The organism is Pannonibacter sp. I15F10I1, from assembly GCF_900185665.1.
In the GTDB taxonomy this organism is placed as follows: domain Bacteria; phylum Pseudomonadota; class Alphaproteobacteria; order Rhizobiales; family Stappiaceae; genus Pannonibacter; species Pannonibacter indicus.
In genome coordinates this window covers 929,875-950,438 of record NZ_FYAN01000026.1, presented here as the reverse complement: position 1 = coordinate 950,438, position 20,564 = coordinate 929,875, and the positions used below count along the sequence as shown (strand labels likewise).

Sequence of the window (20,564 nt, the reverse complement as noted above, 5' to 3'; positions counted from 1 at the left end):
CGGTCCCGGATCGCGCAGGCGCGTCTGGGATGACGATGGAGGGGCGGGAGGATTTCACCAGCCACACCACCACCGCTCCTCAATCCTCTCTCATCCCAACGCCCCGGAAGTCCATCATGACCTCATCCCCCGATACCGTCTTTGCCGCCCTGCATGAGGCTGCCCGCACCGCCGTGGGTGCACGCCTGTTCACGGTGACGGTTCTCGACCGCAAGGCAGGCCTCAGCCGCCGCGCCTATACCTCGCATCCGGCCGAATACCCGGCGTCCGGCACCAAGCCGATGCGTTCGGATGGCTGGACCGATCTCGTGCTGGGCGAACAGAAGAGCTTTATCGCCAACACCACGCCGGAATTTGCGGTGTACTTTTCCGATCATGCCCTCATCAACCAGCTCGGCTGCCATTCAGCCATGAACATTCCCGTGCCGGACGGCGGAATGGTCGTGGGCACGGTCAATATTCTGGACGCTGAAGGGCATTTCACGCCCGAGCGGGTGGCGAAGCTGGAGGCGCTGGTGGAAGAGCACCGCGCTGCTCTGCTGGACGCCATGGCCCGCGTGCCGATGGAGGCGTGAATGACGCAAGGATCCGCAAAGCCGCAGGCCGCAGAGCGTCTGGCGCGCCTGCGCCGCAAGATGGCAGATACAGGCACCGATCTGGTGGCGCTGGCGCCCGGCGCGCATCTGCGCTGGCTGCTGGGCTTTGTCCCGGCAGCGGACGAGCGCGCCTCGCTGTGCCTCATCGGCCAGAAGCAGGCCTGCTTCCTGATGCCGGCCCTGAATGCCGAAGACAGCCGCCAGCACACGGATCTGCCCTTCTTCGAGTGGAAGGACGACACCGGCCCGGACAAGGCCCTGGCCGAAGCTCTGGCTTTTGCCGCGCCTAAAGCCGGCAGTTTTGCGCTGGATGAGACCATGCGTGCCGACCACGCGCTGATGCTGGTGGATGCGCTGCCGCGCGCCACCCGTAGCTTTGCCTCCGCCACCGTTGGCGCACTGCGCATGGTCAAGAGCGCCGAAGAAATTGCGCTCTTGAAGGAAAACGCCAAGATTGCCGACTTTGCCCAGGCCGCTGCCCGTGCGGCCTTGGCCGAAGGCGTGAGCGAGAGCGAACTGGCCAAGGCCGTGCAGGCTGCCTTTGCCGCCAACGGTGCGCAGCCCACCTTTGCCATCCTCGCCATCGGCCCGAACAGTGCCTATCCGCACCATCACTCCGGCGAGGCACGGCTGAAGCGCGGCGATGTGGTGCTGGTGGACATTGGCGGCCTCAAGGACGGCTACAATTCCGATATCACCCGTATGGCAAGCCTCGGCGAGCCGCCGGCCGGATACCGGGAGGTGCATGAGGTGGTCGATGCCGCCGTTCAGGCGGCCATCGCCTCGGCCCGTCCGGGCGTGCCCGCCCGCAGCGTTGATCTGGCGGCGCGTCAGGTGATCATGGATGCCGGCTACGGGGAGTTTTTCACCCACCGCACCGGCCACGGCCTTGGCACCGAGGTGCATGAGCAGCCCTATATCACCAGCACCAGCAATCTGATGCTGGAGGAGGGGATGGTCTTCACCATCGAGCCCGGCATCTATCTGCCCGGGCGCTTTGGCATCCGGCTGGAGGAAGTGGCGGTGGTGACGGCAACCGGCTGCGAGATCCTCTCCGGCCTCAGCCGCGATCTGGCGGTGGTCTGAATCAAAAAAGGGCGGCCCGGTGAGGCCGCCCTTTTCATGTCTTGCCTGTGCCTGTCTCAGGCGGCTCGGATCTCGGCGAAGAAGGCGTCGATGCGCTGGCGCAGGTTGCCGGTCTGCTGGGTCAGCTGGGTGGCGACATCAAGCAGCACCTGCGCGCTCTCGCCGGTTTCGCTGGCACCGCGCGACACATGGCTCAGGGTTTCCGAGACATTCTGCGTGCCGGTTGCCACTTCATGCACCGAGCGCGAAATCTCGGTGGTTGCGCCGCTCTGCTGGGTCACGGCAGCGGAGATGTCGGTTGAGATGTGGCTCATCTGGCCGATGACATCTGCGATGCTGCCGATGGCCATGGCGGCCTGATTGGAGACGGCCTGCATTGCCTGGATCTGCGTGGCGATCTCTTCCGTGGCCGAAGCGGTCTGGTTGGCCAGCGACTTCACCTCCGTGGCAACGACCGCAAAGCCCTTGCCTGCATCACCGGCACGCGCTGCCTCGATGGTGGCATTGAGCGCCAAAAGGTTGGTCTGGGCGGCAATGTCATTGATGAGCTTGACGATCTGGCTGATCTTTTCCGTCGTCTGTACCAGGCTCTGAACCGTCTGGTTGGTCTCGCTGGCGGCATCCGAGGCGCGGTTGGCAATCTCGTTGGAGTGCTCCACCCGGCGGGCGATCTCGGCAATCGAGGAATTCAGCTCTTCGGAAGCGGCTGCCACCGAGCGGACGTTCGCGGCAGCTTCTTCCGATGCGGCAGCGGCGAGATTTGCTCCTTCCGAACTGGACTCGGACGTCTGGGTCAGCTGGCGTGCGGTTGAAACCACATTCTGCGTGGCGGAACTGACCGTCTGCAGGGCCGAGCCCACTTCAGAGGCAAAGGCGTTGATCATCCGGTCGACGGCCTCGGCGCGGCGCTGCTTGGCTTCCTGCTCGGCGCTCTGGGCTGCTTCCAGACGCTCGCGTTCCAGGGAATGCTCCTTGAAGACGTGGACGGCACCGGCGATGGCGCCGATCTCGTCATTGCGGCCAAGGCCGGGAATGGCGACGCTCAGATCACCGTCGGCAATCTGGCTCATGGCGCCGGTGATGCTCGACAGCGGACGGGCCAGCCAGTTGCGGAACAGGGTACCGATGAGCGCCAGCATGATGAGCACGGCGGCGAGGGTCGCAATCAGCGTCGACCGGCGGAAGTCGGACAGCTCGGCAAAGGCAACGCCCTTGTCGATGGACATGGCAACATACCAGTCCACGCCCGGCAGGCCGGCAATCGGCTGGAAACCAAGCAGGCGCGCGCCCTCGGCGCTGTCCACGTCCTGCATGACACCGGTGGAAACCTGCGCGCCGGGATAAATATCGGCCAGGGTCTTGCCGATCAGGTCCTGACTGGCGTGGATCAGCACCTTGCCGGAGCGGTCGGTGATGAACAGGTAGCCAAGGTCGCCCAGATTGGCGTCCTTCAGCATCTGATCAAGCATCTGGATGGAGAAATCGGAACCGACAACGCCCACCAGCTGGCCGTTCATGTAGCGCGGGGCGGCTGCGGTGATGTTCAACTCGTTCGAGGAAGCCGCGATATAGGGCTCAGTCAGCGTCAGCTTTCCAAGATCAGCAGCGGCCTTGTACCAGGGGCGCTTGCGCGGGTCATAACCTTCGGGAAGCGTGGACGGCGGCCACTGGAAAAACTCACCTTCCGTGTTGCCGTAATAGGTCATCAGGAAGGTGGAGGTCAGCAGCGGGATGTTGAACTGCTCGGGTGCCATTTCGGAAGCCGGCTTTGCCCCCAGCGACTGCATGGCGAATTCGGTCAGCATCGTCCGGCCCGTCAGCCAGTTCGACACGCTTTTCGCAACGGAACTGCCAACCATCGACAGGTTGCTGTTCACGCGCTCTTCCGTCTGCTCGCGCATGACGACGTCGTTGTAGAGGGCGAAGATGGCGAAAATCCCAAGGATCGAGGCGGCCGTTGCCGCAAGGATCCTGGTCATGAGACTGCGGCGGCGGCCTGAGCGGGCGGTCTGCGTCATCGTCGAAGTTTCTTTCTGGCTGGTGGTCTCGGTGATTCCGGTACTTTCCTCATCGGCACTATTTGACTGATGATGCTTAAAACTGACTAAACGGTTGTGTCTTTTATCTGTCACTTCGATGCGATTGAGAGTTGAATAGTCGTATTAATCTGACGAACTTGGCAGGAGTGGGTGACGAACTCAGCGGAATCCGGACTTTTCCTGATCTGGCTAAGTTTGTCGATGCGCTGGCATATGCTGATGGCATCAAGAGGTGGTGCTCCGGAGACAAGGAGACGGCAGCAAACAGGATAAGCGGCGCGCTGCTCGTGGCGGCGGCCGCTGTAGCTTGTGCTGAGCTGTGTCAGTGAATGCAAACGCAGGCCAGCCCGCAGGTACCCCTGCCGGTCAGGTGGGCATTGTCTCTCGAAGGTGCAGCGTAACGCTGGACCTTACGCGTCTCCGACGCTCTGTTCGCGGATTGCGCGGGCTTTTTTGGCGATGGCGGTGAGGTTGTCTTCGTCCTCGTCGCCTTTGGCCGCACGGCTGGCACGGGGCTGCCTCACCTCGATGAAGCCGTTGTCCTCCTGTTCCGCCATGGAACGGGCGGAGCGGGGTAGGCCAAAGCGGTCACGCAGCTGCGTGACGATTTCTGCTGTGCCGCTGCCGGTTTCGAAGCTGCGGTAGGTGAGGGGGACGCGCTGGCCCGCAATGATCATGACCGGGCGCTGCCAGACCTTGCGGGACATGAAGTTGTGCAAGGGACCGGCCTTCTCGGCCACGACATTTTCCAGGCTGGACAGCTCGTACCGGCCACTGCCCAGCAGCCGGCCCGAGGGAGTGCGGTGTTCCAGCAGCAGCTTGTTGCCATGGGTATCGAAGATCACCCGGGTGCGGGCTGTCTGGAGGTGCAGCCGCAGAATGATGGAGCCGGAAATCAGACTGGCGAGAGCCGCCGGCCAGATGCTGTTGGCCATCAGGCTTCCCACCACACAGGCAGCCGCTCCGAACCCGATGATAACCATGGCGACGCGCGTCTGGGTCCGGTCATCATGGATGTATTCGGTACGCGTGGGGCTTGGTGACACCAGGTCCATGAGCGGCAAAGATCTCCGTAAAGAGGTCGCAGGCAGCGTAAATTTGTGCCCGCCCCCAAAGGTCCGGAACAAGATTCAGCAGACCCTTGCTATATATGCTGATGAACCTTGCGGCAGGCTTGCGCCGCAGCCCGGATTTCCGGTGTTTTGCACAAGGGCATGCTTTGTCCGGTGCAGGCCCAAAGGGCCTGGCGCGAGGGCATGATGCCCTGAGAGCGATGAGGCGCCGCATGTGCTGTCCGGGGAGCTCCCGGACAGCTTGTTGGAATGCGGGTCTTGCGCCGCAAGGGCTTGAGCTGCGTCAGCCGATGGCAAGCCGCCCGTCAAGGCGGGCGCCGGTTTCCGCTGAAATGACCTTCAGATCACGGATATGGGCAATGATCTCGTTGCGGTAGACGAGGCCCGTATGGTCGTAATCGAGCTTGCGCAGATCCATGCTGGGAATGTCGCCGGGTACGCCGCCGGAGACCGGCTTGCCATTCCAGGCTTCCCCAAAGGCTCCGAGCGAGACATAGGTGTTGAATGCCACCTTGTATGTCTTGTCGAGCACCTCCTCGATGGGTGTGCCGGCGATCGTGACATCCACGGCCTTGGCCTGCGCGGCCGAGGCCCCAAGGTCAACCCGGTAGCGCAGGGCACTGGAGAAATGCAGAAGACCGCGGGACACGAACTGGGTGAGGTCCAGCGTGCCTGCCGCCAGTTCCTCTGGCCGGACGAAGCGCTTGGCATTGTTGTCCAGCATCTCGAGGATCTGCGCACCCGTCATGGTGGCCACATGCACATTGTCGGCATAGGGCATGACATCATACCAGGCCTTGAACGTCAGCGGACCCTGGCTGATGCCGGTCTGCAGGCCGGTGGCATTGAAGAGAGCAATGTCGATCTGGCCTCCCGGGAACGTCGAGGAGCGCTGGACCAGAGCGTCATTCATGAAATTGGCGATGGCCACTTCACGAATATAGCGGTCTGCGAGGGTGCGCTCGGTCGAGACGAGTTCATCGCTGGCAACCTGACCGATCTCCTCGGCCAGTTTGGAATCGAGGGCCTTCAGCAGCGGTGCAATGGTTTCTGCCTCAAAGGCTGCGTCATAGTCCCCCTCATGCTCCAGAGCGGCATAGGACGGCTCATCCGCCTTGACCCGGTCGTCGCGGTTCTTGACCGGATGCAGGCTGACGGATGAGAACCAGGCCTTGCGGCCGTTCTCGGCCGCGATGGACATGCTGATGTCGCCCAGGAACTTGCCGTTGGCTTCGGCCTGCGCAATGAGAACGCCCTCGACAACATTGTCCGTGTCGATGCCGCCGCTGTTGAGCATTGTGTGCGAGTGGCCGCCCAGCAGTACAATCGGCTTGCTGGTCAGAGGACCGGCCGCAGCCGCAATGTCCAGGTCGCCTTCGCCGATCATGCGTGCCGCACCGGCCTTGCCCGACCGGTGCGAGCCTGAGCCAAAGCCGCAGTGAGACAGGATCACCACGACGTCACAGACTTCGGCGACAGCAGGCAGCACGTTGCGGATGGCCTCCACCGGGCTTGCGACGGCAAGGCTGGGGTCGGAGGGCTGGCCAACGCGGGTGTCCACGGCGGTGGTCAGGCCGATGAAGCCGACGCGCAGGCCCTTGGCCTCGGCAATGGCGGCGCAGACATAGTCCTCATCGCGGGCGAGGAAGGCCGAGCCATGCACATTGGCCGAGAGCACCGGGAAGGTGGCATCGCGCTTCAGCCCCATGCGCAGCAGCTCCGCGCCACGGTCAAACTCGTGGTTGCCAAGAACGGCGATGTCGAGGCCGGCGGCGGAATAGGCGCGGTATGCCGGATCGGTGACGAAGTCTTCCGGGGACCAGCCGACAAGTTCATCAAACACCGAGCCGGTGTGATCATCGCCAACGGATACGAAGAACACAGCTTCCGAGTCGCCGGCTGCGGCGCGGGTCTCGCGAACCATCTTGACCATCTGGGACAGGCGGTGGGTGTCGCCCTTCTTGCTGTGCTGGTCGGTCAGGTGGTTGTGCATGTCGTTGAAATGCATCAGGCGCAGCACACGGCGTTCGCCCGGAGCGAGCGATGGGGCAGGCACCGGATTGCCGGCTTCCGTGACGATGGCGCGGACAGGACCGGCCAAGGGATCGCCCTTGAGCAGGAACAGGCGCTCGAATGCGCCCTGAGGGTTCGGAGTCGCCGGGCTCATCAGCAGTTCGCCGGGACCCGCAGCGGCATTGGCGCGGAAGACGATCATCGTGGACAGTGCGGCAAGGCCTGCCGCGGCCGTTGTCGACTTGAGGAAGTCACGGCGGCTCATGTTTTGTTCAGTCGTAGACATGAGATCTACTCTCCTGGGTAGTACTCGCGAAATAGCGGGCCGCGAAGAGCTATGATCTATGATTGAACTTAATGTGACAGGTTTATCGAAGTTCTGGGTTGCTAATATATTTTTCTAATTAAATAAATGCCGCATCCCTCCGGTGGATTTATTTGGTTAGACGGCTTTCGACTCGCCGGGTGCGCTGGCTGAAGCGCCAAACAGCTTTTCGAATTCCTGCCGCAGGACAATGTCGACCTCGGGAAGCGTCACCGGCAGGCCCAGATCGACAAGGCTGGTCACCCCATGCTGTGCCACGCCGCAGGGCACGATTCCGGAAAAATGCTCCAGATCCGGGTCGACGTTCAGGCTGATGCCGTGGAAGGTGACCCACTTGCGCACGCGGATGCCAATGGCCGCGATCTTGTCCTCCACCTCAGGCCCCTTGTCCGGGCGGCGCACCCACACGCCGACCCGGTCTTCCCGCCGCTCGCCGCGCACATGATGTTGCCAGAGCGAACCGATGACCCAGGCTTCCAGCGCCGCCACGAAGGCGCGGATGTCCTGCCGTCGGCGCTTCAGATCCAGCATCACATAGGCGATGCGCTGGCCCGGCCCGTGGTAGGTATATTGCCCGCCGCGCCCGGCGTCATAGACGGGGAACCGGTCCGGCATCAGCAGGTCCTCGCGTCTTGCGCTGGTGCCGGCCGTATAAAGGGGAGGGTGCTCCAGCAGCCAGACGCATTCATCCGCCTCGCCCGCCGCAATCGCCTCGACGCGCTTCTCCATGAAGGCCATGGCCTCTTCATAGGGGACGGGCTCGTCAGAGATCCGCCACTCCACCGCCGGGCTGCCGGGCAGGGGATGAAAATCGGGGACGAGTTCGGAACGGCCGGTGATCTGCATGGGGTCAGGCTGCATTGGCGGTGGCTTTGCGCCCTGTGGTCAGGCTAAACTGAGGGAAAGGCAAGATGCCGGAGGAGCCTGAACAGGTCCACGGCGTCAGGATTGCAGACTTGTACAGGCGGAAGGCCGGACGGAAAAGCAAAATGGCCACATTTGATGACATTACCGTCGACATTTCCGTGGTGCTGGGCACAACGCAGATGCCGGTGCACCAGCTGCTGCGCATGGGGCGCGGCGCGGTGATCGATCTGGATGTCGCCGAAGAGGATGACGTCAGCATCTATGCCAATAACACGCTGGTGGCCAAGGGGCAGGTGGTGCTTCTTGGGGAGCGGATCGGCATTTCCATCACAGAGGTCCTGATGCGTCCGCCCGAAGCCCGGCCCATGCGCACCGACGGGCCTCTATAAGACTGGCCCCTGTAAGATCGGCCCCACTAAGATTGGCACTTGTAAAGCGCCCTTGTGAGGCGGACCCGTCACCGGGGCCGTTTCTGTTTGCCGGGTCTTTGGATCTGTCCGTGAGATCCCTTGCGAATATTTCGTTCGTTGCATTTATTGCACTTGAGCGTTATCCTGAAGTCAGAGCACTTCCGTTGAAAATGGAGCTGCAGGGAGTGTTCTGCCTCTTTGTTTTCACGCAATCCGGCTGCAAAACGGTTCCCGTTTCTGCTGGAATTGCTTGAGAAAGAAAAGGATGATGCCATGACATTCCCGGTATACAGTCAGCGCAGGCCCACCCGGCAGGAGGTAGAGGTTGCACGCGTTTCCGAGCAGGCCCTTGCCTGCCACGCGCGTGACGGAGCGCCGCTGAAATTGCGCGTAACGGGGCACGAAGAGACAGAGGTGGTGGAACTGCCGGCAGGCGCAGTTACTCTGCTGATGGAAATTCTCAAGGCCATGGCGGCGGGGCAGGGGGTGACGGTTGTTCCCGATGATGCCGAGTTGACCACGGTACAGGCTGCAGAGCTTCTGAATGTGTCCCGGCCCTTCCTGATCAAGCTCCTAGAGGAAGGTAAAATTCCCCATCGCAAGGTCGGGAAGCACCGGCGGGCGCTCATGCAGGACGTGATTGCTTACAAGCGCATCATGGATCGCAGGCGGGAGGAAATCCTCGACCAACTGGTTGCCGAAGCGCAGGAACAGGGCATGGGATACGGCGCAAGGTGAGTCAGGCTCGGGTTCTGCTCGACGCAAATGTTCTTTACCCGGCCCCACTGCGGGATCTGTTGCTCCAGCTTGCCGTTTCGGACGTTATTATTGCGGCATGGACCGAACGCATACACTGCGAGTGGATTGAGGCGCTGTTGCGCAGGCAGCCGTGGCGCGAGCGCCGGGCGCTTGAGCGGACGAGGGACCTTATGAATGAGGCAATAAGCGACTGCTTCATTCATGGATACGAGAAAATTATCCCCTCGCTTGTCTTGCCTGACCCGGATGACCGCCATGTGCTTGCGGCGGCGATTGCCGGGCGCTGTGGCGTTATCCTGACACATAACACCAGGGATTTTCCGCCAGAGGCGCTGGCTCCTCATGGCATTGAAGCGCAAAACCCGGACGAGTTCCTGCTCGCGCACCTTTCTCGTGTGCCGGGACTGTTCTGCGCTGCAGTGAAAAAAGTGCGGTCACGCCTGAAGACGCCGCCGCTGGATCCTGATGAATATCTGGCTGTTCTGAGGCGTCAGGGGCTGATCGAAACGGCAGCCGGACTGGAGACCTTTGCCAGCTCGATCTGAAACGCCCGAAATCCCTTGAGTTTCCGGGGCTTGGGTAAAAAGTTACCCACAGGCTCCCGGCAATTTCAGGGAGTTTCAAAATAAAGCGGAGAAGCCCCTTGCGCCCCAGAATCCGATTTGCTACATGGGGCGCCTCGACGCTGATTGCGCCGGGGAAATGAAGAAATCGCGGTCGTGGCGGAATTGGTAGACGCGCAGCGTTGAGGTCGCTGTGGGGCAACCCGTGGAAGTTCGAGTCTTCTCGACCGCACCATTTCTTCAAGAAGACGCTGCAAGCATTTGCCGCTCTTCAACAAAAGGCTGACAGCCGCCGGTGGGAAACCTCGGCGGCTTTATGCTTTTCCGGCTGGTGCAACGGTCCCTCCTTGTCTTTGGCTGCCGCCGCACCCTTGCCACAAAACCCGTGTGTCTGGACGGGTAACCGGGCAACAGGGGAGGTTCTCCATGCGGCGCATAGGCTTTGCCATCCTGATCGTGGCGCTTGGCGGCATGCTGGCCGGATTTGTTTCGGCCGAGCAGCGGCGCAACATGCAGAAGTCCCCCGAGGAGCTGGAACGCCTTGCCTGCGATCAGCTCTGGTATCTGCGCGAGAAGATCCGGGCCGATGGCGGCATCTGTCCGCGCGGCGAGCGCGAGCAGCGCGCCTTTTTCCGCAACAGGAGATGTCTGTCGCCGGATGAGGGGATTCTGCCCTCTCAGGTGCGCGATTATCTGGCCGCGGTCCGTCAGGTGGAAGCCCTGAAGGGCTGTCAGCCGGGCTGAGTCTGCCGCCTGCGAAGCCGTGATGGTGCGGTGCCGCAACCGGCATGTGAAAACTCGTGCCGGGAGGCCGGAAGCGTCCGGTTTTCAATAGCCAAAGCAGCATAAGACAGCTAGGTGTGAGGCGCGGGCCGCTGCCTCCGGCCCACTGGGTGCGCATGACAGGAGGGAGCCATGACTGACGCCGGCAAAAACGACGCAGGACCTGACCTTGCCCCTGTTGCCCCGCACCCGATGACGCCGGGCGAGGGACCGGAAACACCTCAGCCGGCGGAAGCCGGAATCCCCATTCATGGTGAAGATGGCTGGCTGAACGAGGCCTTCATCCGGGCTGTTGCCGAAGCTGTTGCGGCGCAGGATGAGGATGCGGTGCGAACGCTTGCCGGGGATCTGCACGAAGCAGACGTGGGCGAACTCATCGATGCTCTGCCCGAGGCCGAGCGCCCTGTCTTCGTCCGCCTCATGGGCGATCTCTTCGACTATGCCGCCCTGACGGAAATGGACGAGGCGGTGCGCGTCCGCCTGCTGGAAGAACTGCCTGCTGCCGACATCGCCGAAGGTCTTGGCGAGCTTGATTCGGACGACGCGGTCTACATTCTGGAAGATCTTGATGCGGAAGATCAGGCGGCGATCCTTGATGAGCTGCCGCTGTCCGAACGTGTCCAGCTGGAACGCGCCCTTGATTACCCGGAAGACAGCGCCGGCCGGCGCATGCAGTCCGATTTCATTGCCGTGCCGCCGTTCTGGACGGTGGGGCAGACCATCGACTATCTGCGCGAGGACAAGGATCTCCCGGACACGTTCTACGAAATCTATGTGGTCGATCCCGGCTTCCGGCTGGCTGGTGCCGTGTCGCTGGACAGGATCCTGCGCACACAGCGCGCTGCAAAGATTTCCGACATTTTCGAGGAAGATCTCAAGCGCGTGCGCGCCACGGATGATCAGGAAGAGGTGGCCCGCCTCTTCGAGCGTTACAACCTGGTCTCCGCTGCCGTCGTGGACGAAAGCGGCCGGCTGGTCGGCGTGCTGACGGTCGATGACATCGTGGACGTCATCCAGGAAGAAGCCGAAGAGGACATGCGCGCCCTTGGCGGTGTGGGTGATGAAGAGATTTCGGATACGGTGATCACCATCGCCCGCTCGCGCATTGTCTGGCTGATCGTCAATCTGGGCACGGCGCTTCTGGCGGCCAGCGTGATCTCCCTGTTTGAAGATACCATCGAGGCCATGGTGGCGCTGGCGGTGCTCATGCCCATCGTTGCCTCCATGGGAGGCAATGCCGGGACGCAGACCATGACGGTTGCCGTGCGCGCGCTGGCGACGCAGGAATTGGACACGCGCAACATCTGGCGCGTGTTGCGCCGTGAGGTGATGGTGAGCGTCCTCAATGGCATGGCGCTGGCGGCCCTGATGGGAGCCACCGCAGCCATCTGGTTCGACATGCCCGGCCTTGGCGTCGTCATCGCGGCCGCCATCATGGTCAATCTGGTCTGCGCCGGGCTGGGCGGTCTGCTGATCCCGGTCACGCTCGACAAGCTGAAGGCAGATCCGGCCATCGCCTCCAGCGTGTTCGTCACGATGGTGACGGATGTGATTGGCTTCTTCGCCTTCCTCGGCATTGCCGCGCTCTGGTTCCGTCTGCCACTTTGATTTATTTTAACTATCTGAAAAATATAGATATAAATCATCGGATTGACTTTAACGTAAAAGTCTATGAAGCTGGCCGCAGGATGGAGGCTTCATGGAACCGCGGCTCTATACGATCACCCAGCTGACGCAGGAATTCGGGATCACCACCAGGACCTTGCGCTTTTATGAGGCGCAGGGGCTGATCACGCCGCAGCGGCGCGGCCGCCAGCGGCTCTACAAGCCTGCGGACCGGACGCGGCTGAAGCTGATCCTGCGCGGCAAGCGCCTCGGCTTCTCGCTGACCGAGATCAGCGAGATCATCGGCATGTATGGCAAGGCGCCGGGGGAGGCGGGGCAGCTGCAGCTGCTCATGCGCAAGATCGCCGGACGGCGCGCCGAACTCGAAGAAAAGCGCAATGACATCGAGCTGACGCTGGCCGAACTGACCGAAGTCGAGCGCGGCTGTCTGGCGCGGCTGGATGAACTGGGTGTGCCGCGGGAAAACGGCTGAGGCGCTGCACCGGGGAGGAGTGAACCATGACAGCATTCGAGCCGCGTGATCCGCACTGGGAGGAGAGGGTCCGCAGAAGCTTCGCCCGCCAGCCCTTCATGGGCCATCTGGGGGCAAGCCTCAGTCATCTGGCCCCCGGCGAGGTGGACATCGAGATGCCGCACCGGGCCGAACTGACCCAGCAGCACGGCTTCTTCCACGCCGGCTCCACCACGTCGATTGCCGACAGCGCTGCCGGCTATGCCGCCCTGTCGCTCTATCCGGCCGGCACCGGCGTGCTCAGCACAGAATTCAAGATCAACCTGCTCAATCCCGGCAAGGGCGAGAAGCTGGTGGCGCGCGGCCGTGTCATCAAGCCGGGCCGCACGTTGACCATCTGCCGCTCGGATGTCTATGGCGTGACCGGGGACAGGGAAATCCACGTGGCCACCGGCCTGTTCTCGATGATCTGCCTTGAGGGCGTCGAGGACTGAGGATCTGCAAGGCAAGTGAGGACCCATGACGCAAGCAGCCATCACCATCCGCCCGCTTCAGCCGCAGGACCATGCCGAATGGGCAGCGCTGTGGAAGGCCTATCTCGTCTTCTACGAAACCGAAAAGCCCCAGTCGCAATATGATCTCAACTGGTCGCGGCTGATGACCCCGGATGAAGATCCGCATGGGCTCTGCGCAGTCGATGAGACCGGCCGGCTGGTCGGCATCGTCCACTACATCTTTCACCGCTCCTGCTGGACCGAAGGCCCTTACTGCTACCTGCAGGATCTTTATGCCGACCCGTCCGTGCGCGGGCGCGGCGTGGGCCGGGCGCTGATCGAGGCGGTCTATGCCGCTGCCGATGCAAAAGGTGCGCCTTACGTCTACTGGCTGACACAGGAATTCAACGCCACGGCGCGCCAGCTCTACGACCGTGTCGGCAAGGTTACCCCTTTCATCAAATACACCCGCTGAACGGCCGGGAGGGCCGGGCGACTGGAGGAAAAGCCCATGATCCGCAATGACTTTCCGTCATTCAACTTCAACCTCGGCGAAACGGCAGACATGCTGCGCGACAGCGTGCGCTCCTATTCGCAGGACCGCATCGCGCCGCTGGCGGCCCGCATTGACCGGGACGACTGGTTCCCGCGTGAACTGTGGCCCGAGATGGGAGAACTCGGCCTGCACGGCATCACGGTGGAAGAGGACTGGGGCGGGGCAGGGCTTGGCTATCTGGAGCACTGCATCGCCATGGAAGAGGTGAGCCGGGCCTCCGGCTCGATTGGCCTTTCCTACGGCGCCCATTCCAACCTCTGCGTCAACCAGCTGCGCCGCTGGGGCAATGAGGATCAGAAGAAGCGCTATCTCGGCAAGCTGATCAGCGGCGAGCATGTGGGCGCGCTGGCGATGTCCGAGCCGGGTGCCGGTTCGGATGTAGTGTCGATGAAGCTCAGGGCCGACAAGAAGGGTGACCGCTATGTGCTGAACGGCACCAAGATGTGGATCACCAACGGCCCCTGCGCCGACACGCTGATCGTCTATGCCAAGACCGATCCGGCAGCAGGGTCACGCGGCATCACCGCTTTCCTGATCGAAAAGGGCTTCAAGGGATTTTCTGTGGCGCAGAAGCTGGACAAGCTGGGCATGCGCGGCTCGGAGACCGGTGAACTCGTCTTCGAGGACTGCGAAGTGCCGGAAGAAAACGTGCTGGCCGAGGTGGGCAAGGGCGTCAACGTGCTCATGTCCGGCCTGGATTACGAGCGTGCCGTGCTGGCGGCAGGCTGCATCGGCCTGATGCAGGCGGCGATGGATGTGGTCATTCCTTACGTTCACGAGCGCCAGCAGTTTGGCGCGCCCATCGGCACCTTCCAGCTGGTGCAGGGCAAGGTGGCGGACATGTATGTGACCATGAACGCCACCAAGGCCTATGTCTATGCGGTGGCGCAGGCCTGCGACCGGGGCGAGACCACGCGGGAAGACGCTGCCGGCGCCATCCTCTATGCCGCCGAAAACGCGACGAAGGTGGCGCTGGATGCGATCCAGCTTCTGGGCGGCAACGGCTATATCAACGACTATCCGACAGGCCGGTTGCTGCGCGACGCCAAGCTCTACGAGATTGGGGCAGGCACCAGCGAAATCCGCCGCATGCTGATCGGCCGCGAGATCTTCAACAAGACCGCCTGAGCGGTTGAGACTGGGACGCCCGCTTTTGAGAATATTCAGAAAGCGGGCGCCCGGTCTTGAAACACCGTGTGATGAAAAAACCTCAAGCGACTGAACTGATTTAACTTCCCGCTAAATCCTGTCAGCCTAACGTGGCTTCGGGGAAGGTGCAGGGGATTGGTTTGACCATTGATACTCCATCAATGCTGGCTGTGTTCGCCTGCCTTTTTTTAGCCGGCGGGCTTCAGCTCTTCCGCCAATGGCGGCTTGAGCGAGAGCACGCCGGCATTCTGCTCTGGTCCGTCAGCCTGCTTGTGCGGGTGCCCGGCTTTGTCTTGCTGGCCTCGCGTGAAAGCCTCACGGGGCTCTGGGTGCTGCATCTGGGCCATTCCCTTCTCTGTCTGGGGGCAGGTCTTGGTTACGCTGCGACCCGCCATTTTTCGGGCCGCCACACTTCGCTGCTGGCCATGCTCACCCCGATCATCCTGTGGAACGGGCTCTGCATCGTCCCGGGTTTCCTCGAAAACACCACGCTGCGCCTGACGTCCCTGTCTTTCATTCTCATGTTCGTGTCCGCCGTCACGGCCTTCGAGTTCCAGCGCGCACTGCTTCTGTCAAAGCCGGTGCGGCTGGTCTTCGCGATTCTTTTCGCTGGTGCCTCGCTGATGCATGCCTCCCGCATGGTGCTCCTGATCAGCGCGCCGGAGACCACGGAGTATTTCTCCAGCCTTGGCGCAAAGGGCAGTGTCCTGCAGTTTCTGGTGGCGATCCTCCTGTCCTCCGCTGCCATTCTGGCCAGCGCAATGCTCTTCCGCGACGGGCAATTGCAGAATTTGCGGCGTGAGGCGGAGGAGGACGTTCTCACCGGCCTGTTGAACCGGGGGGCATTCCGCAGTGCTGCCGCGGTTGCCCTTGAGACGGCCCGCCGGGATGGCACACCTGTCTGCATGATCCTGTGCGACCTTGATCACTTCAAGGCCGTCAACGACCGTTTCGGCCATGCGGGCGGAGATTCGGTGTTGCAGGCCTTCAGCCAGCTGATGCGGGACCGTCTGGGGCCGCACGGGCTGACCGGCCGGATCGGCGGCGAGGAATTTGCCTGCCTGCTGACGGGGGATGCCGCACTTGCAGCATATGGCTTGGCCGAAGGGCTTCGCGTGCATACGCGCGTTCTGTCCATGCTTGGCGGCAACCCCGATTTCAGGATCACCGTCTCCGCCGGAATAGGCATCATGCCGGTGACCGCCGCCGATGTGGATGGGCTGCTGCAGCGCGCGGACTGGGCGCTTTATGCCGCAAAACGCAAGGGGCGCGATTGTGTCGAGGTGGAGGGCCTGCACGGCAAAGATGCTGCAGGCGGCAAGGGCGCCGCGCCGTCCCCAGCCATCGCAGCGGCCGGTGCCGGTGACTATGCGCCAGGCGCGCAATCCTGAAGACGGCTGCTGTTGTTGCCCAGTTGATAACCCTTGTGTGTCTAAATGCGTGTCTTCATTGCGGGGCGGCAGCGCTTCGCTTAAGTATGGGCCTATGAGAACCCGTGCCGGCCTTGCCGGCGCACCGTGACAATGGAGCTTTCCTGCGCATGAGCAATTATATGAATCCGGTGCCGGCCCGCCTCGATGACGACGAGGACGAGAAGACCAAGACGCCGCAGTCGGTTCAGGTCGACAAGCATCTGTTCGATGCGCGCACCGTCCTCATCACCGGGCCGATCACCCAGGAACTGGCCCGTGACGTCTGCGCACGCCTGCTGGCTCTGGCTCAGGTTTCCGGCGACCCGATCACGGTGATCGTCTCTTCGCCCGGCGGCCACGTCGAATCCGGCGACATGATCCACGACACCATCCGCTTCATCCGTCCGCAGGTGCGTATCCTCGGCATGGGCTGGGTGGCAAGCGCTGGGGCGCTGATCTACGTGTCGGTTCCGAAAGAGCGCCGCTACTGCACCAAGAACACCCGTTTCCTGCTGCATCAGCCGTCCGGCGGTGCCGGCGGCATGGCGACCGACATCGAGATCCAGGCCCGTGAAATCATCAAGATGCGCGACCGCCTGAACCAGATCTTTGCCGATGCCACCGGCCAGCCGATCGAGCGCATCGAAAAGGACACCGACCGCGACTACTGGATGAGCCCGGAAGAGGGCATCGCCTATGGCCTCGTCGGCAAGGTCGTCAGCAGCGCTGATGAAGTGAAGTAATCTGGCTTATGCCCCTGACATGCGAAAGCCGCCGGTTCTGCCGGCGGCTTTTTGCATTGCGGACAAAAGGTCAGAAGGATCGCGCCTGAAACTGCGGCCTCTCCTGCGCACGCGCTGGATGCGGCTGGCGCACGGCATGATGGCGGATCTGTTCCAGCGCGGCATGCACCTGCGGCCGCAATCCGGCCGTTTGCGGGCGCAGCGTCAGCTCCCGCGTGAACAGGTCCCTTACCTCATCGAAGGCCGCATGGGACGTGCAGAGGCAGGAAAAGGACAGATGAATGGCCGGACCTTCATAGAATGGCGAGCCGCCGAAGAGAAAGGTCAGGAACTCGGTCAGATCTTCGCTGGCCTGCGCAGTCTGCTGTGGCGTGAACATGCCGCTGATGCCTGACTGGCTCCCGCTGCGTGCGTTCACGACCTGCCGCACCGCGCGCTCGATGACGGAACGTCCGCCCAGTTCGATATAAAGTGTCATGTCTCTGCCCCTTGCTGAAATGCCCTGTCTCCAGCCGGGTGTCAGAGTGCGTCAGGTGGCTTCACGGGCCTGTGATCTGGGTCACGGCTTGCAGCAATCCATCGAAATTGTAAGAAATGACAGGCTGAGACGCGCCGGGGCCGGGGATCACCCCTCGTCTTGAGGTTTTTGCCATGCAGCGGCCGGTGTGATGCGCTACAAGCGGCGCGGGGCGGTCAACAGGAGCGAGGCGGACGCGGACATGGAACTGGCTGAGAACGTATTTTTCTATCTTTCCAAGATTGCCTTCTTCTTCATGCGTCCGTCGAATTTCATCCTGCTCGTTTTCGGCGCCGGTTTTCTCTGCCTGCTCGTCTCCCGCCTGCGCAAGTTCGGGATTTTTCTCAGCGGGACTGGCATCCTCCTCTATGTTCTGGTTGGCCTTTCGCCCTTCGGCAACATGATCACCGTTCCGCTGGAGGACAGATTTCCCGCACCTGAAACGCTGCCGGACGAGGTGAGCGCCATCATCGTTCTGGGCGGTGCCCTCGACACGACGGTTTCCAGCTCCCGGCCTTATCCGGGCATCACCATGGCGGCGGAACGGCTCACCGTGGTGCCGGAACTGGCGCGGCGCTATCCGCAGGCGAAGGTCGTCCATTCGGGCGGGGAGGGCCTGCTCTTTGCCAGTGCCACCACCGAGGCCGTTGCGGCGGAGCGTGTGTTTGAAGGCTTCGGCATCGATCCGGAACGGATCGTGATGGAAGACCGCTCGCGCAACACCTGGCAGAACGCGGTGGAAACGCGCGCTCTGCTGTCGCCGCAGCCGGGCGAAAAATTCCTGCTGGTGACGTCAGCCTATCACATGCCGCGCGCCATGGGCGTGTTCCGGCAGGCGGGCTGGGAAGGTGTCATCGCCTATCCGGTCGACTGGCGCACCCGTGGCCCACAGGATATCTGGCGCCCGTTCGGGTCCTCGTCCGAGGGGTTCCTGCGGGTGGATATCGCCGTCAAGGAATGGGTTGGCCTCGCCGTCTACTGGATGAGCGGGCGCAGTTCGTCCCTGTTCCCCTCGCCTGAGGATCAGTAAAGCCGGTGTGAACGCACTGGTAAAGCACAAGCCATCTTCCCAACGCGGCCCCGGGCTCCTATCTTCAAGACTTGATAGCCGGATACGGAGACTCCGATGTCTTTCGAGGCGCCGCTTGCTGCGGCTGACATCATTCAGTGGCTTTATGGCGAAGCGGTCGAGGTGCAGGACAGCCAGGAGCTGGTCCGCCATCTGGGCCAGCGCCTGCGGGAAGCGCGCATTCCGGTCGACAGGATCAGCACCGGCATTGCATTGCTGCATCCCAATGTGCGGGCGGAGAGCGCCCTGTGGACCAGTGACGGCCAAACGGAGCTGCGCCGCTACATGGAAGCGCCGGATCTGCAGGCATCCTATGACCGCAGCCCGCTGAAGGTTGTCTATGTGGAAGGCCGTTCCGTCCGTATCCGGGTCACGCCGGAGCCGGAAGAGGGCGAATACGGCATTCTTCCCGAGCTGCGGGACGGGGGTTTCAAGGACTACATCGCCATGCCGCTGCCCTTCTCGGACGGTACCAACAAAGCCCTTACGCTGGCAACGCGTTCTGAAGCCGGGTTTACGCCCGCCCATCTTGCCGTGTTTGAGTCCATCGCCCGGCCGCTGGGGCTGATCTGCGAGCTCAACACCCTGCGCCGCACGGCGTCAACGCTGCTCGACACCTATGTCGGGCCGCGCGCCGGATCCCGGGTGCTGCAGGGCAGTATCAAGCGCGGCGGCGGCGAACTGATCTCCGCCGTGATCAGCTTCGCCGATCTGCGCGGCTTCACGACCCTTTCCAACCGGCTGCCGGGTGAAAAGCTGATCGAACTGCTCAACACCTATTTTGGCGCGATGGCATCTGCCGTCGAGGCGCAAGGGGGTGAAGTGCTGAAGTTCATCGGTGACGAGGTGATGGCGATCTTCCCCTATGAGTCCGCGGATGAGGCGCAGGAGGCCTCGCGGCGTGCTGTCTTTGCGGCACAGGAAGCCGTGATGCGCATTGCCGAAGTGAACCACAACTGCTGCGCGGAAAATCCGGAAATCAAGGTGGGCATCGCACTGCATGCCGGTGATGTGTTCTTCGGCAATGTGGGCAGCGAAACGCGGCTGGATTTCACTGTCGTCGGCCCGGCCGTCAATCTCGCCTCGCGCATTGCCGGCCTTGCCAAGGCTCTCGACCGGGAAATCCTCGCCTCGGAGGCGGTTGCCGGAATGCTGGGGTGCCAGAGCGGAAAGGTCGGCACCTATTACGTGAAGGGATTCGACGAGCCGGTTTCGGTCTTTTCTCCGCCGTTGGGCGGTTCGCCCTGTGCCAGCCCTTGCAGCGATGCCATGACGGCCGTGCGGGCATTCGACGCGAACTGACGGCGCAGCAGCACGGCGACAACGGAGACAGTGGTGATGATCAGGCCCCACGGGCCTGCCAGCCAGCCGAGAAAGCCGATGGAGAAAAACAGGGCCCTCTGACCCCGGTTGAAATGTCGTCCTGCCAGCGCATTCAACCGGGCGGCCTTGTAGGAGGTGTTCAGGATCACGTCCTTGTCGCCCGTGACCGCGTCCGGCACCGACCCCATGACGATGCTGGAGTAGTTGAAAAGCCTGTAGGCCCAGCCGAACTTGAAGAAGGCATAGGCGAAGATCAGCATCAGGCCGATCACCTTGATTTCCCAGACGGTGCGATTGTATTCGATCGGCACCGAGAGATCGCCTGCGACCTGCAGGATACGCTCCGTGCCATTCAGCAGAGTGAAGGAGCCGCCGATCGCCAGAAGGGCGGTGGAGGCAAAGAAGCTGGTACCCTGCTGCAGCCCGGTCAGGATCGCCGTGTCCATGATCCGCACCTGCCGCAGTGCCATGGTCCGCATCCAGGCGAAGCGGTACTCCTCCATCATTTTGGACAAGGTGCGTTCCCGCAAGGGGGACAGTTCCACAAGGATGTTGAAGCTGAGCCAGGTGGCCAGAAAAATGCCAAGGGCGATGAGATCCATTGTGGACAGCGCTGCCATGAAATTTTCCTAAAAGTTTCCGGAACCTTGCCAAAACCTTACCGGAATCAGACAGCGGTCCGGATTATCCAGAACTATCAGATGCATGAG

General features: G+C 62.3%; 22 protein-coding genes and 1 tRNA gene. 16 read left to right on the top strand and 7 right to left on the bottom strand.

The features are described 5' to 3' along the window. The first annotated feature begins 116 nt into the window (after positions 1-116). Both IF10I1_RS17590 and IF10I1_RS17585 read left to right on the top strand, forming a co-directional pair. Positions 117-575, top strand: a complete 459-nt coding sequence (locus IF10I1_RS17590; protein ID WP_123195637.1) for a GAF domain-containing protein — start codon at positions 117-119, stop codon at positions 573-575. After that, complete coding sequence (locus IF10I1_RS17585) at positions 576-1,682, top strand: Xaa-Pro peptidase family protein (RefSeq protein WP_094462900.1); 1,107 nt, start codon at positions 576-578, stop codon at positions 1,680-1,682. Positions 1,683-1,738: 56 nt separating this feature from the next. Here IF10I1_RS17585 and IF10I1_RS17580 read toward each other — a convergent pair whose 3' ends face one another. From IF10I1_RS17580 to lipB, 4 genes are all read right to left on the bottom strand, one after another. Continuing rightward, positions 1,739-3,700 (bottom strand): methyl-accepting chemotaxis protein, encoded by a 1,962-nt coding sequence (locus IF10I1_RS17580; protein WP_186424591.1) that lies wholly within the window; start codon positions 3,698-3,700, stop codon positions 1,739-1,741. 431 nt (positions 3,701-4,131) lie between these two features. Further along, complete coding sequence (locus IF10I1_RS17575; RefSeq protein ID WP_123194038.1) at positions 4,132-4,776, bottom strand: hypothetical protein; 645 nt, start codon at positions 4,774-4,776, stop codon at positions 4,132-4,134. A gap of 301 nt (positions 4,777-5,077) precedes the next feature. Beyond that, positions 5,078-7,093, bottom strand: a complete 2,016-nt coding sequence (locus IF10I1_RS17570) for a bifunctional UDP-sugar hydrolase/5'-nucleotidase (protein WP_208977389.1) — start codon at positions 7,091-7,093, stop codon at positions 5,078-5,080. Positions 7,094-7,249: 156 nt separating this feature from the next. Continuing rightward, on the bottom strand, positions 7,250-7,978 hold the full coding sequence (lipB, locus tag IF10I1_RS17565) for a lipoyl(octanoyl) transferase LipB (RefSeq protein ID WP_208977390.1): 729 nt from the start codon (positions 7,976-7,978) through the stop codon (positions 7,250-7,252). Between the two features lie 143 nt (positions 7,979-8,121). Between lipB and IF10I1_RS17560 the strand changes: the two genes are divergently transcribed. Beyond that, complete coding sequence (locus tag IF10I1_RS17560; RefSeq protein WP_050474723.1) at positions 8,122-8,388, top strand: FliM/FliN family flagellar motor switch protein; 267 nt, start codon at positions 8,122-8,124, stop codon at positions 8,386-8,388. On the opposite strand, the gene IF10I1_RS23165 is transcribed toward IF10I1_RS17560, so the two are convergent. Next, positions 8,327-8,518 (bottom strand): pentapeptide repeat-containing protein, encoded by a 192-nt coding sequence (locus IF10I1_RS23165; protein ID WP_371341342.1) that lies wholly within the window; start codon positions 8,516-8,518, stop codon positions 8,327-8,329. The two genes, IF10I1_RS17560 and IF10I1_RS23165, sit on opposite strands and share 62 nt — an antisense overlap. 89 nt (positions 8,519-8,607) lie before the next feature. Here IF10I1_RS23165 and IF10I1_RS17550 point away from each other — a divergent pair, with 89 nt between their 5' ends. The 11 genes from IF10I1_RS17550 to IF10I1_RS17500 all read left to right on the top strand — a co-directional run bounded on the left by IF10I1_RS17550 (position 8,608) and on the right by IF10I1_RS17500 (position 16,945). After that, positions 8,608-9,147 (top strand): helix-turn-helix domain-containing protein, encoded by a 540-nt coding sequence (locus IF10I1_RS17550; protein ID WP_244293762.1) that lies wholly within the window; start codon positions 8,608-8,610, stop codon positions 9,145-9,147. Next, on the top strand, positions 9,144-9,713 hold the full coding sequence (locus tag IF10I1_RS17545) for a putative toxin-antitoxin system toxin component, PIN family (RefSeq protein WP_186424590.1): 570 nt from the start codon (positions 9,144-9,146) through the stop codon (positions 9,711-9,713). The genes IF10I1_RS17550 and IF10I1_RS17545 overlap by 4 nt, the downstream gene beginning before the upstream one ends. Positions 9,714-9,881: 168 nt before the next feature. Then, positions 9,882-9,966: transfer RNA gene (locus IF10I1_RS17540), tRNA-Leu, on the top strand. Between the two features lie 191 nt (positions 9,967-10,157). Continuing rightward, the gene (locus IF10I1_RS17535; RefSeq protein ID WP_050474725.1) at positions 10,158-10,475 is read left to right on the top strand and encodes a YARHG domain-containing protein; all 318 of its coding nucleotides are present in this window, start codon (positions 10,158-10,160) and stop codon (positions 10,473-10,475) included. Between the two features lie 231 nt (positions 10,476-10,706). Then, entirely contained in the window at positions 10,707-12,122 is a 1,416-nt protein-coding gene (mgtE, locus tag IF10I1_RS17530; protein ID WP_186424604.1) for a magnesium transporter, read from the top strand. Between the two features lie 91 nt (positions 12,123-12,213). Further along, positions 12,214-12,612, top strand: a complete 399-nt coding sequence (locus IF10I1_RS17525) for a MerR family DNA-binding transcriptional regulator (RefSeq protein ID WP_186424589.1) — start codon at positions 12,214-12,216, stop codon at positions 12,610-12,612. Positions 12,613-12,638: 26 nt separating this feature from the next. Next, positions 12,639-13,085, top strand: coding sequence for a PaaI family thioesterase (locus IF10I1_RS17520; RefSeq protein ID WP_162544322.1), 447 nt, complete (start codon positions 12,639-12,641; stop codon positions 13,083-13,085). Positions 13,086-13,110: 25 nt separating this feature from the next. Further along, positions 13,111-13,560 carry a GNAT family N-acetyltransferase gene (locus IF10I1_RS17515; RefSeq protein WP_050474729.1) on the top strand — a complete coding sequence of 150 codons (450 nt, stop codon included), beginning with the start codon at positions 13,111-13,113 and terminating at the stop codon, positions 13,558-13,560. Positions 13,561-13,596: 36 nt separating this feature from the next. After that, complete coding sequence (locus IF10I1_RS17510) at positions 13,597-14,769, top strand: isovaleryl-CoA dehydrogenase (protein ID WP_019965773.1); 1,173 nt, start codon at positions 13,597-13,599, stop codon at positions 14,767-14,769. Positions 14,770-14,930: 161 nt separating this feature from the next. Next, positions 14,931-16,181, top strand: coding sequence for a GGDEF domain-containing protein (locus tag IF10I1_RS17505; RefSeq protein ID WP_186424588.1), 1,251 nt, complete (start codon positions 14,931-14,933; stop codon positions 16,179-16,181). A 149-nt stretch (positions 16,182-16,330) separates the two neighbouring features. Then, positions 16,331-16,945 carry an ATP-dependent Clp protease proteolytic subunit gene (locus tag IF10I1_RS17500; RefSeq protein WP_174235459.1) on the top strand — a complete coding sequence of 205 codons (615 nt, stop codon included), beginning with the start codon at positions 16,331-16,333 and terminating at the stop codon, positions 16,943-16,945. 70 nt (positions 16,946-17,015) lie between these two features. Here IF10I1_RS17500 and IF10I1_RS17495 read toward each other — a convergent pair whose 3' ends face one another. Next, positions 17,016-17,423: a hypothetical protein gene (locus tag IF10I1_RS17495; RefSeq protein WP_122519852.1), complete on the bottom strand. Its 408-nt coding sequence runs from the start codon at positions 17,421-17,423 to the stop codon at positions 17,016-17,018. Positions 17,424-17,664: 241 nt separating this feature from the next. Between IF10I1_RS17495 and IF10I1_RS17490 the strand changes: the two genes are divergently transcribed. Together IF10I1_RS17490 and IF10I1_RS17485 are read left to right on the top strand one after the other, a co-directional pair. Then, positions 17,665-18,492, top strand: coding sequence for a YdcF family protein (locus IF10I1_RS17490; RefSeq protein WP_050474754.1), 828 nt, complete (start codon positions 17,665-17,667; stop codon positions 18,490-18,492). Between the two features lie 96 nt (positions 18,493-18,588). Further along, positions 18,589-19,833 (top strand): adenylate/guanylate cyclase domain-containing protein, encoded by a 1,245-nt coding sequence (locus IF10I1_RS17485; RefSeq protein WP_186393705.1) that lies wholly within the window; start codon positions 18,589-18,591, stop codon positions 19,831-19,833. On the opposite strand, the gene IF10I1_RS17480 is transcribed toward IF10I1_RS17485, so the two are convergent. Beyond that, positions 19,716-20,474 carry a DUF599 domain-containing protein gene (locus tag IF10I1_RS17480; protein WP_186393704.1) on the bottom strand — a complete coding sequence of 253 codons (759 nt, stop codon included), beginning with the start codon at positions 20,472-20,474 and terminating at the stop codon, positions 19,716-19,718. The two genes, IF10I1_RS17485 and IF10I1_RS17480, sit on opposite strands and share 118 nt — an antisense overlap. Between the last annotated feature and the right edge of the window lie 90 nt (positions 20,475-20,564).

Excerpts from the sequence above, each read along its gene's own strand:
- IF10I1_RS17590 (WP_123195637.1), top strand. The coding sequence starts at position 117 with ATGACCTCATCCCCCGATACCGTCTTTGCCGCCCTGCATGAGGCTGCC.
- IF10I1_RS17585 (WP_094462900.1), top strand. The coding sequence starts at position 576 with ATGACGCAAGGATCCGCAAAGCCGCAGGCCGCAGAGCGTCTGGCGCGC.
- IF10I1_RS17580 (WP_186424591.1), bottom strand. The coding sequence starts at position 3,700 with ATGACGCAGACCGCCCGCTCAGGCCGCCGCCGCAGTCTCATGACCAGG.
- IF10I1_RS17575 (WP_123194038.1), bottom strand. The coding sequence starts at position 4,776 with ATGGACCTGGTGTCACCAAGCCCCACGCGTACCGAATACATCCATGAT.
- IF10I1_RS17570 (WP_208977389.1), bottom strand. The coding sequence starts at position 7,093 with ATGTCTACGACTGAACAAAACATGAGCCGCCGTGACTTCCTCAAGTCG.
- lipB (WP_208977390.1), bottom strand. The coding sequence starts at position 7,978 with ATGCAGATCACCGGCCGTTCCGAACTCGTCCCCGATTTTCATCCCCTG.
- IF10I1_RS17560 (WP_050474723.1), top strand. The coding sequence starts at position 8,122 with ATGGCCACATTTGATGACATTACCGTCGACATTTCCGTGGTGCTGGGC.
- IF10I1_RS17535 (WP_050474725.1), top strand. The coding sequence starts at position 10,158 with ATGCGGCGCATAGGCTTTGCCATCCTGATCGTGGCGCTTGGCGGCATG.
- mgtE (WP_186424604.1), top strand. The coding sequence starts at position 10,707 with ATGACGCCGGGCGAGGGACCGGAAACACCTCAGCCGGCGGAAGCCGGA.
- IF10I1_RS17525 (WP_186424589.1), top strand. The coding sequence starts at position 12,214 with ATGGAACCGCGGCTCTATACGATCACCCAGCTGACGCAGGAATTCGGG.
- IF10I1_RS17520 (WP_162544322.1), top strand. The coding sequence starts at position 12,639 with ATGACAGCATTCGAGCCGCGTGATCCGCACTGGGAGGAGAGGGTCCGC.
- IF10I1_RS17515 (WP_050474729.1), top strand. The coding sequence starts at position 13,111 with ATGACGCAAGCAGCCATCACCATCCGCCCGCTTCAGCCGCAGGACCAT.
- IF10I1_RS17510 (WP_019965773.1), top strand. The coding sequence starts at position 13,597 with ATGATCCGCAATGACTTTCCGTCATTCAACTTCAACCTCGGCGAAACG.
- IF10I1_RS17500 (WP_174235459.1), top strand. The coding sequence starts at position 16,331 with ATGAGCAATTATATGAATCCGGTGCCGGCCCGCCTCGATGACGACGAG.
- IF10I1_RS17495 (WP_122519852.1), bottom strand. The coding sequence starts at position 17,423 with ATGACACTTTATATCGAACTGGGCGGACGTTCCGTCATCGAGCGCGCG.
- IF10I1_RS17490 (WP_050474754.1), top strand. The coding sequence starts at position 17,665 with ATGGAACTGGCTGAGAACGTATTTTTCTATCTTTCCAAGATTGCCTTC.
- IF10I1_RS17485 (WP_186393705.1), top strand. The coding sequence starts at position 18,589 with ATGTCTTTCGAGGCGCCGCTTGCTGCGGCTGACATCATTCAGTGGCTT.
- IF10I1_RS17480 (WP_186393704.1), bottom strand. The coding sequence starts at position 20,474 with ATGGCAGCGCTGTCCACAATGGATCTCATCGCCCTTGGCATTTTTCTG.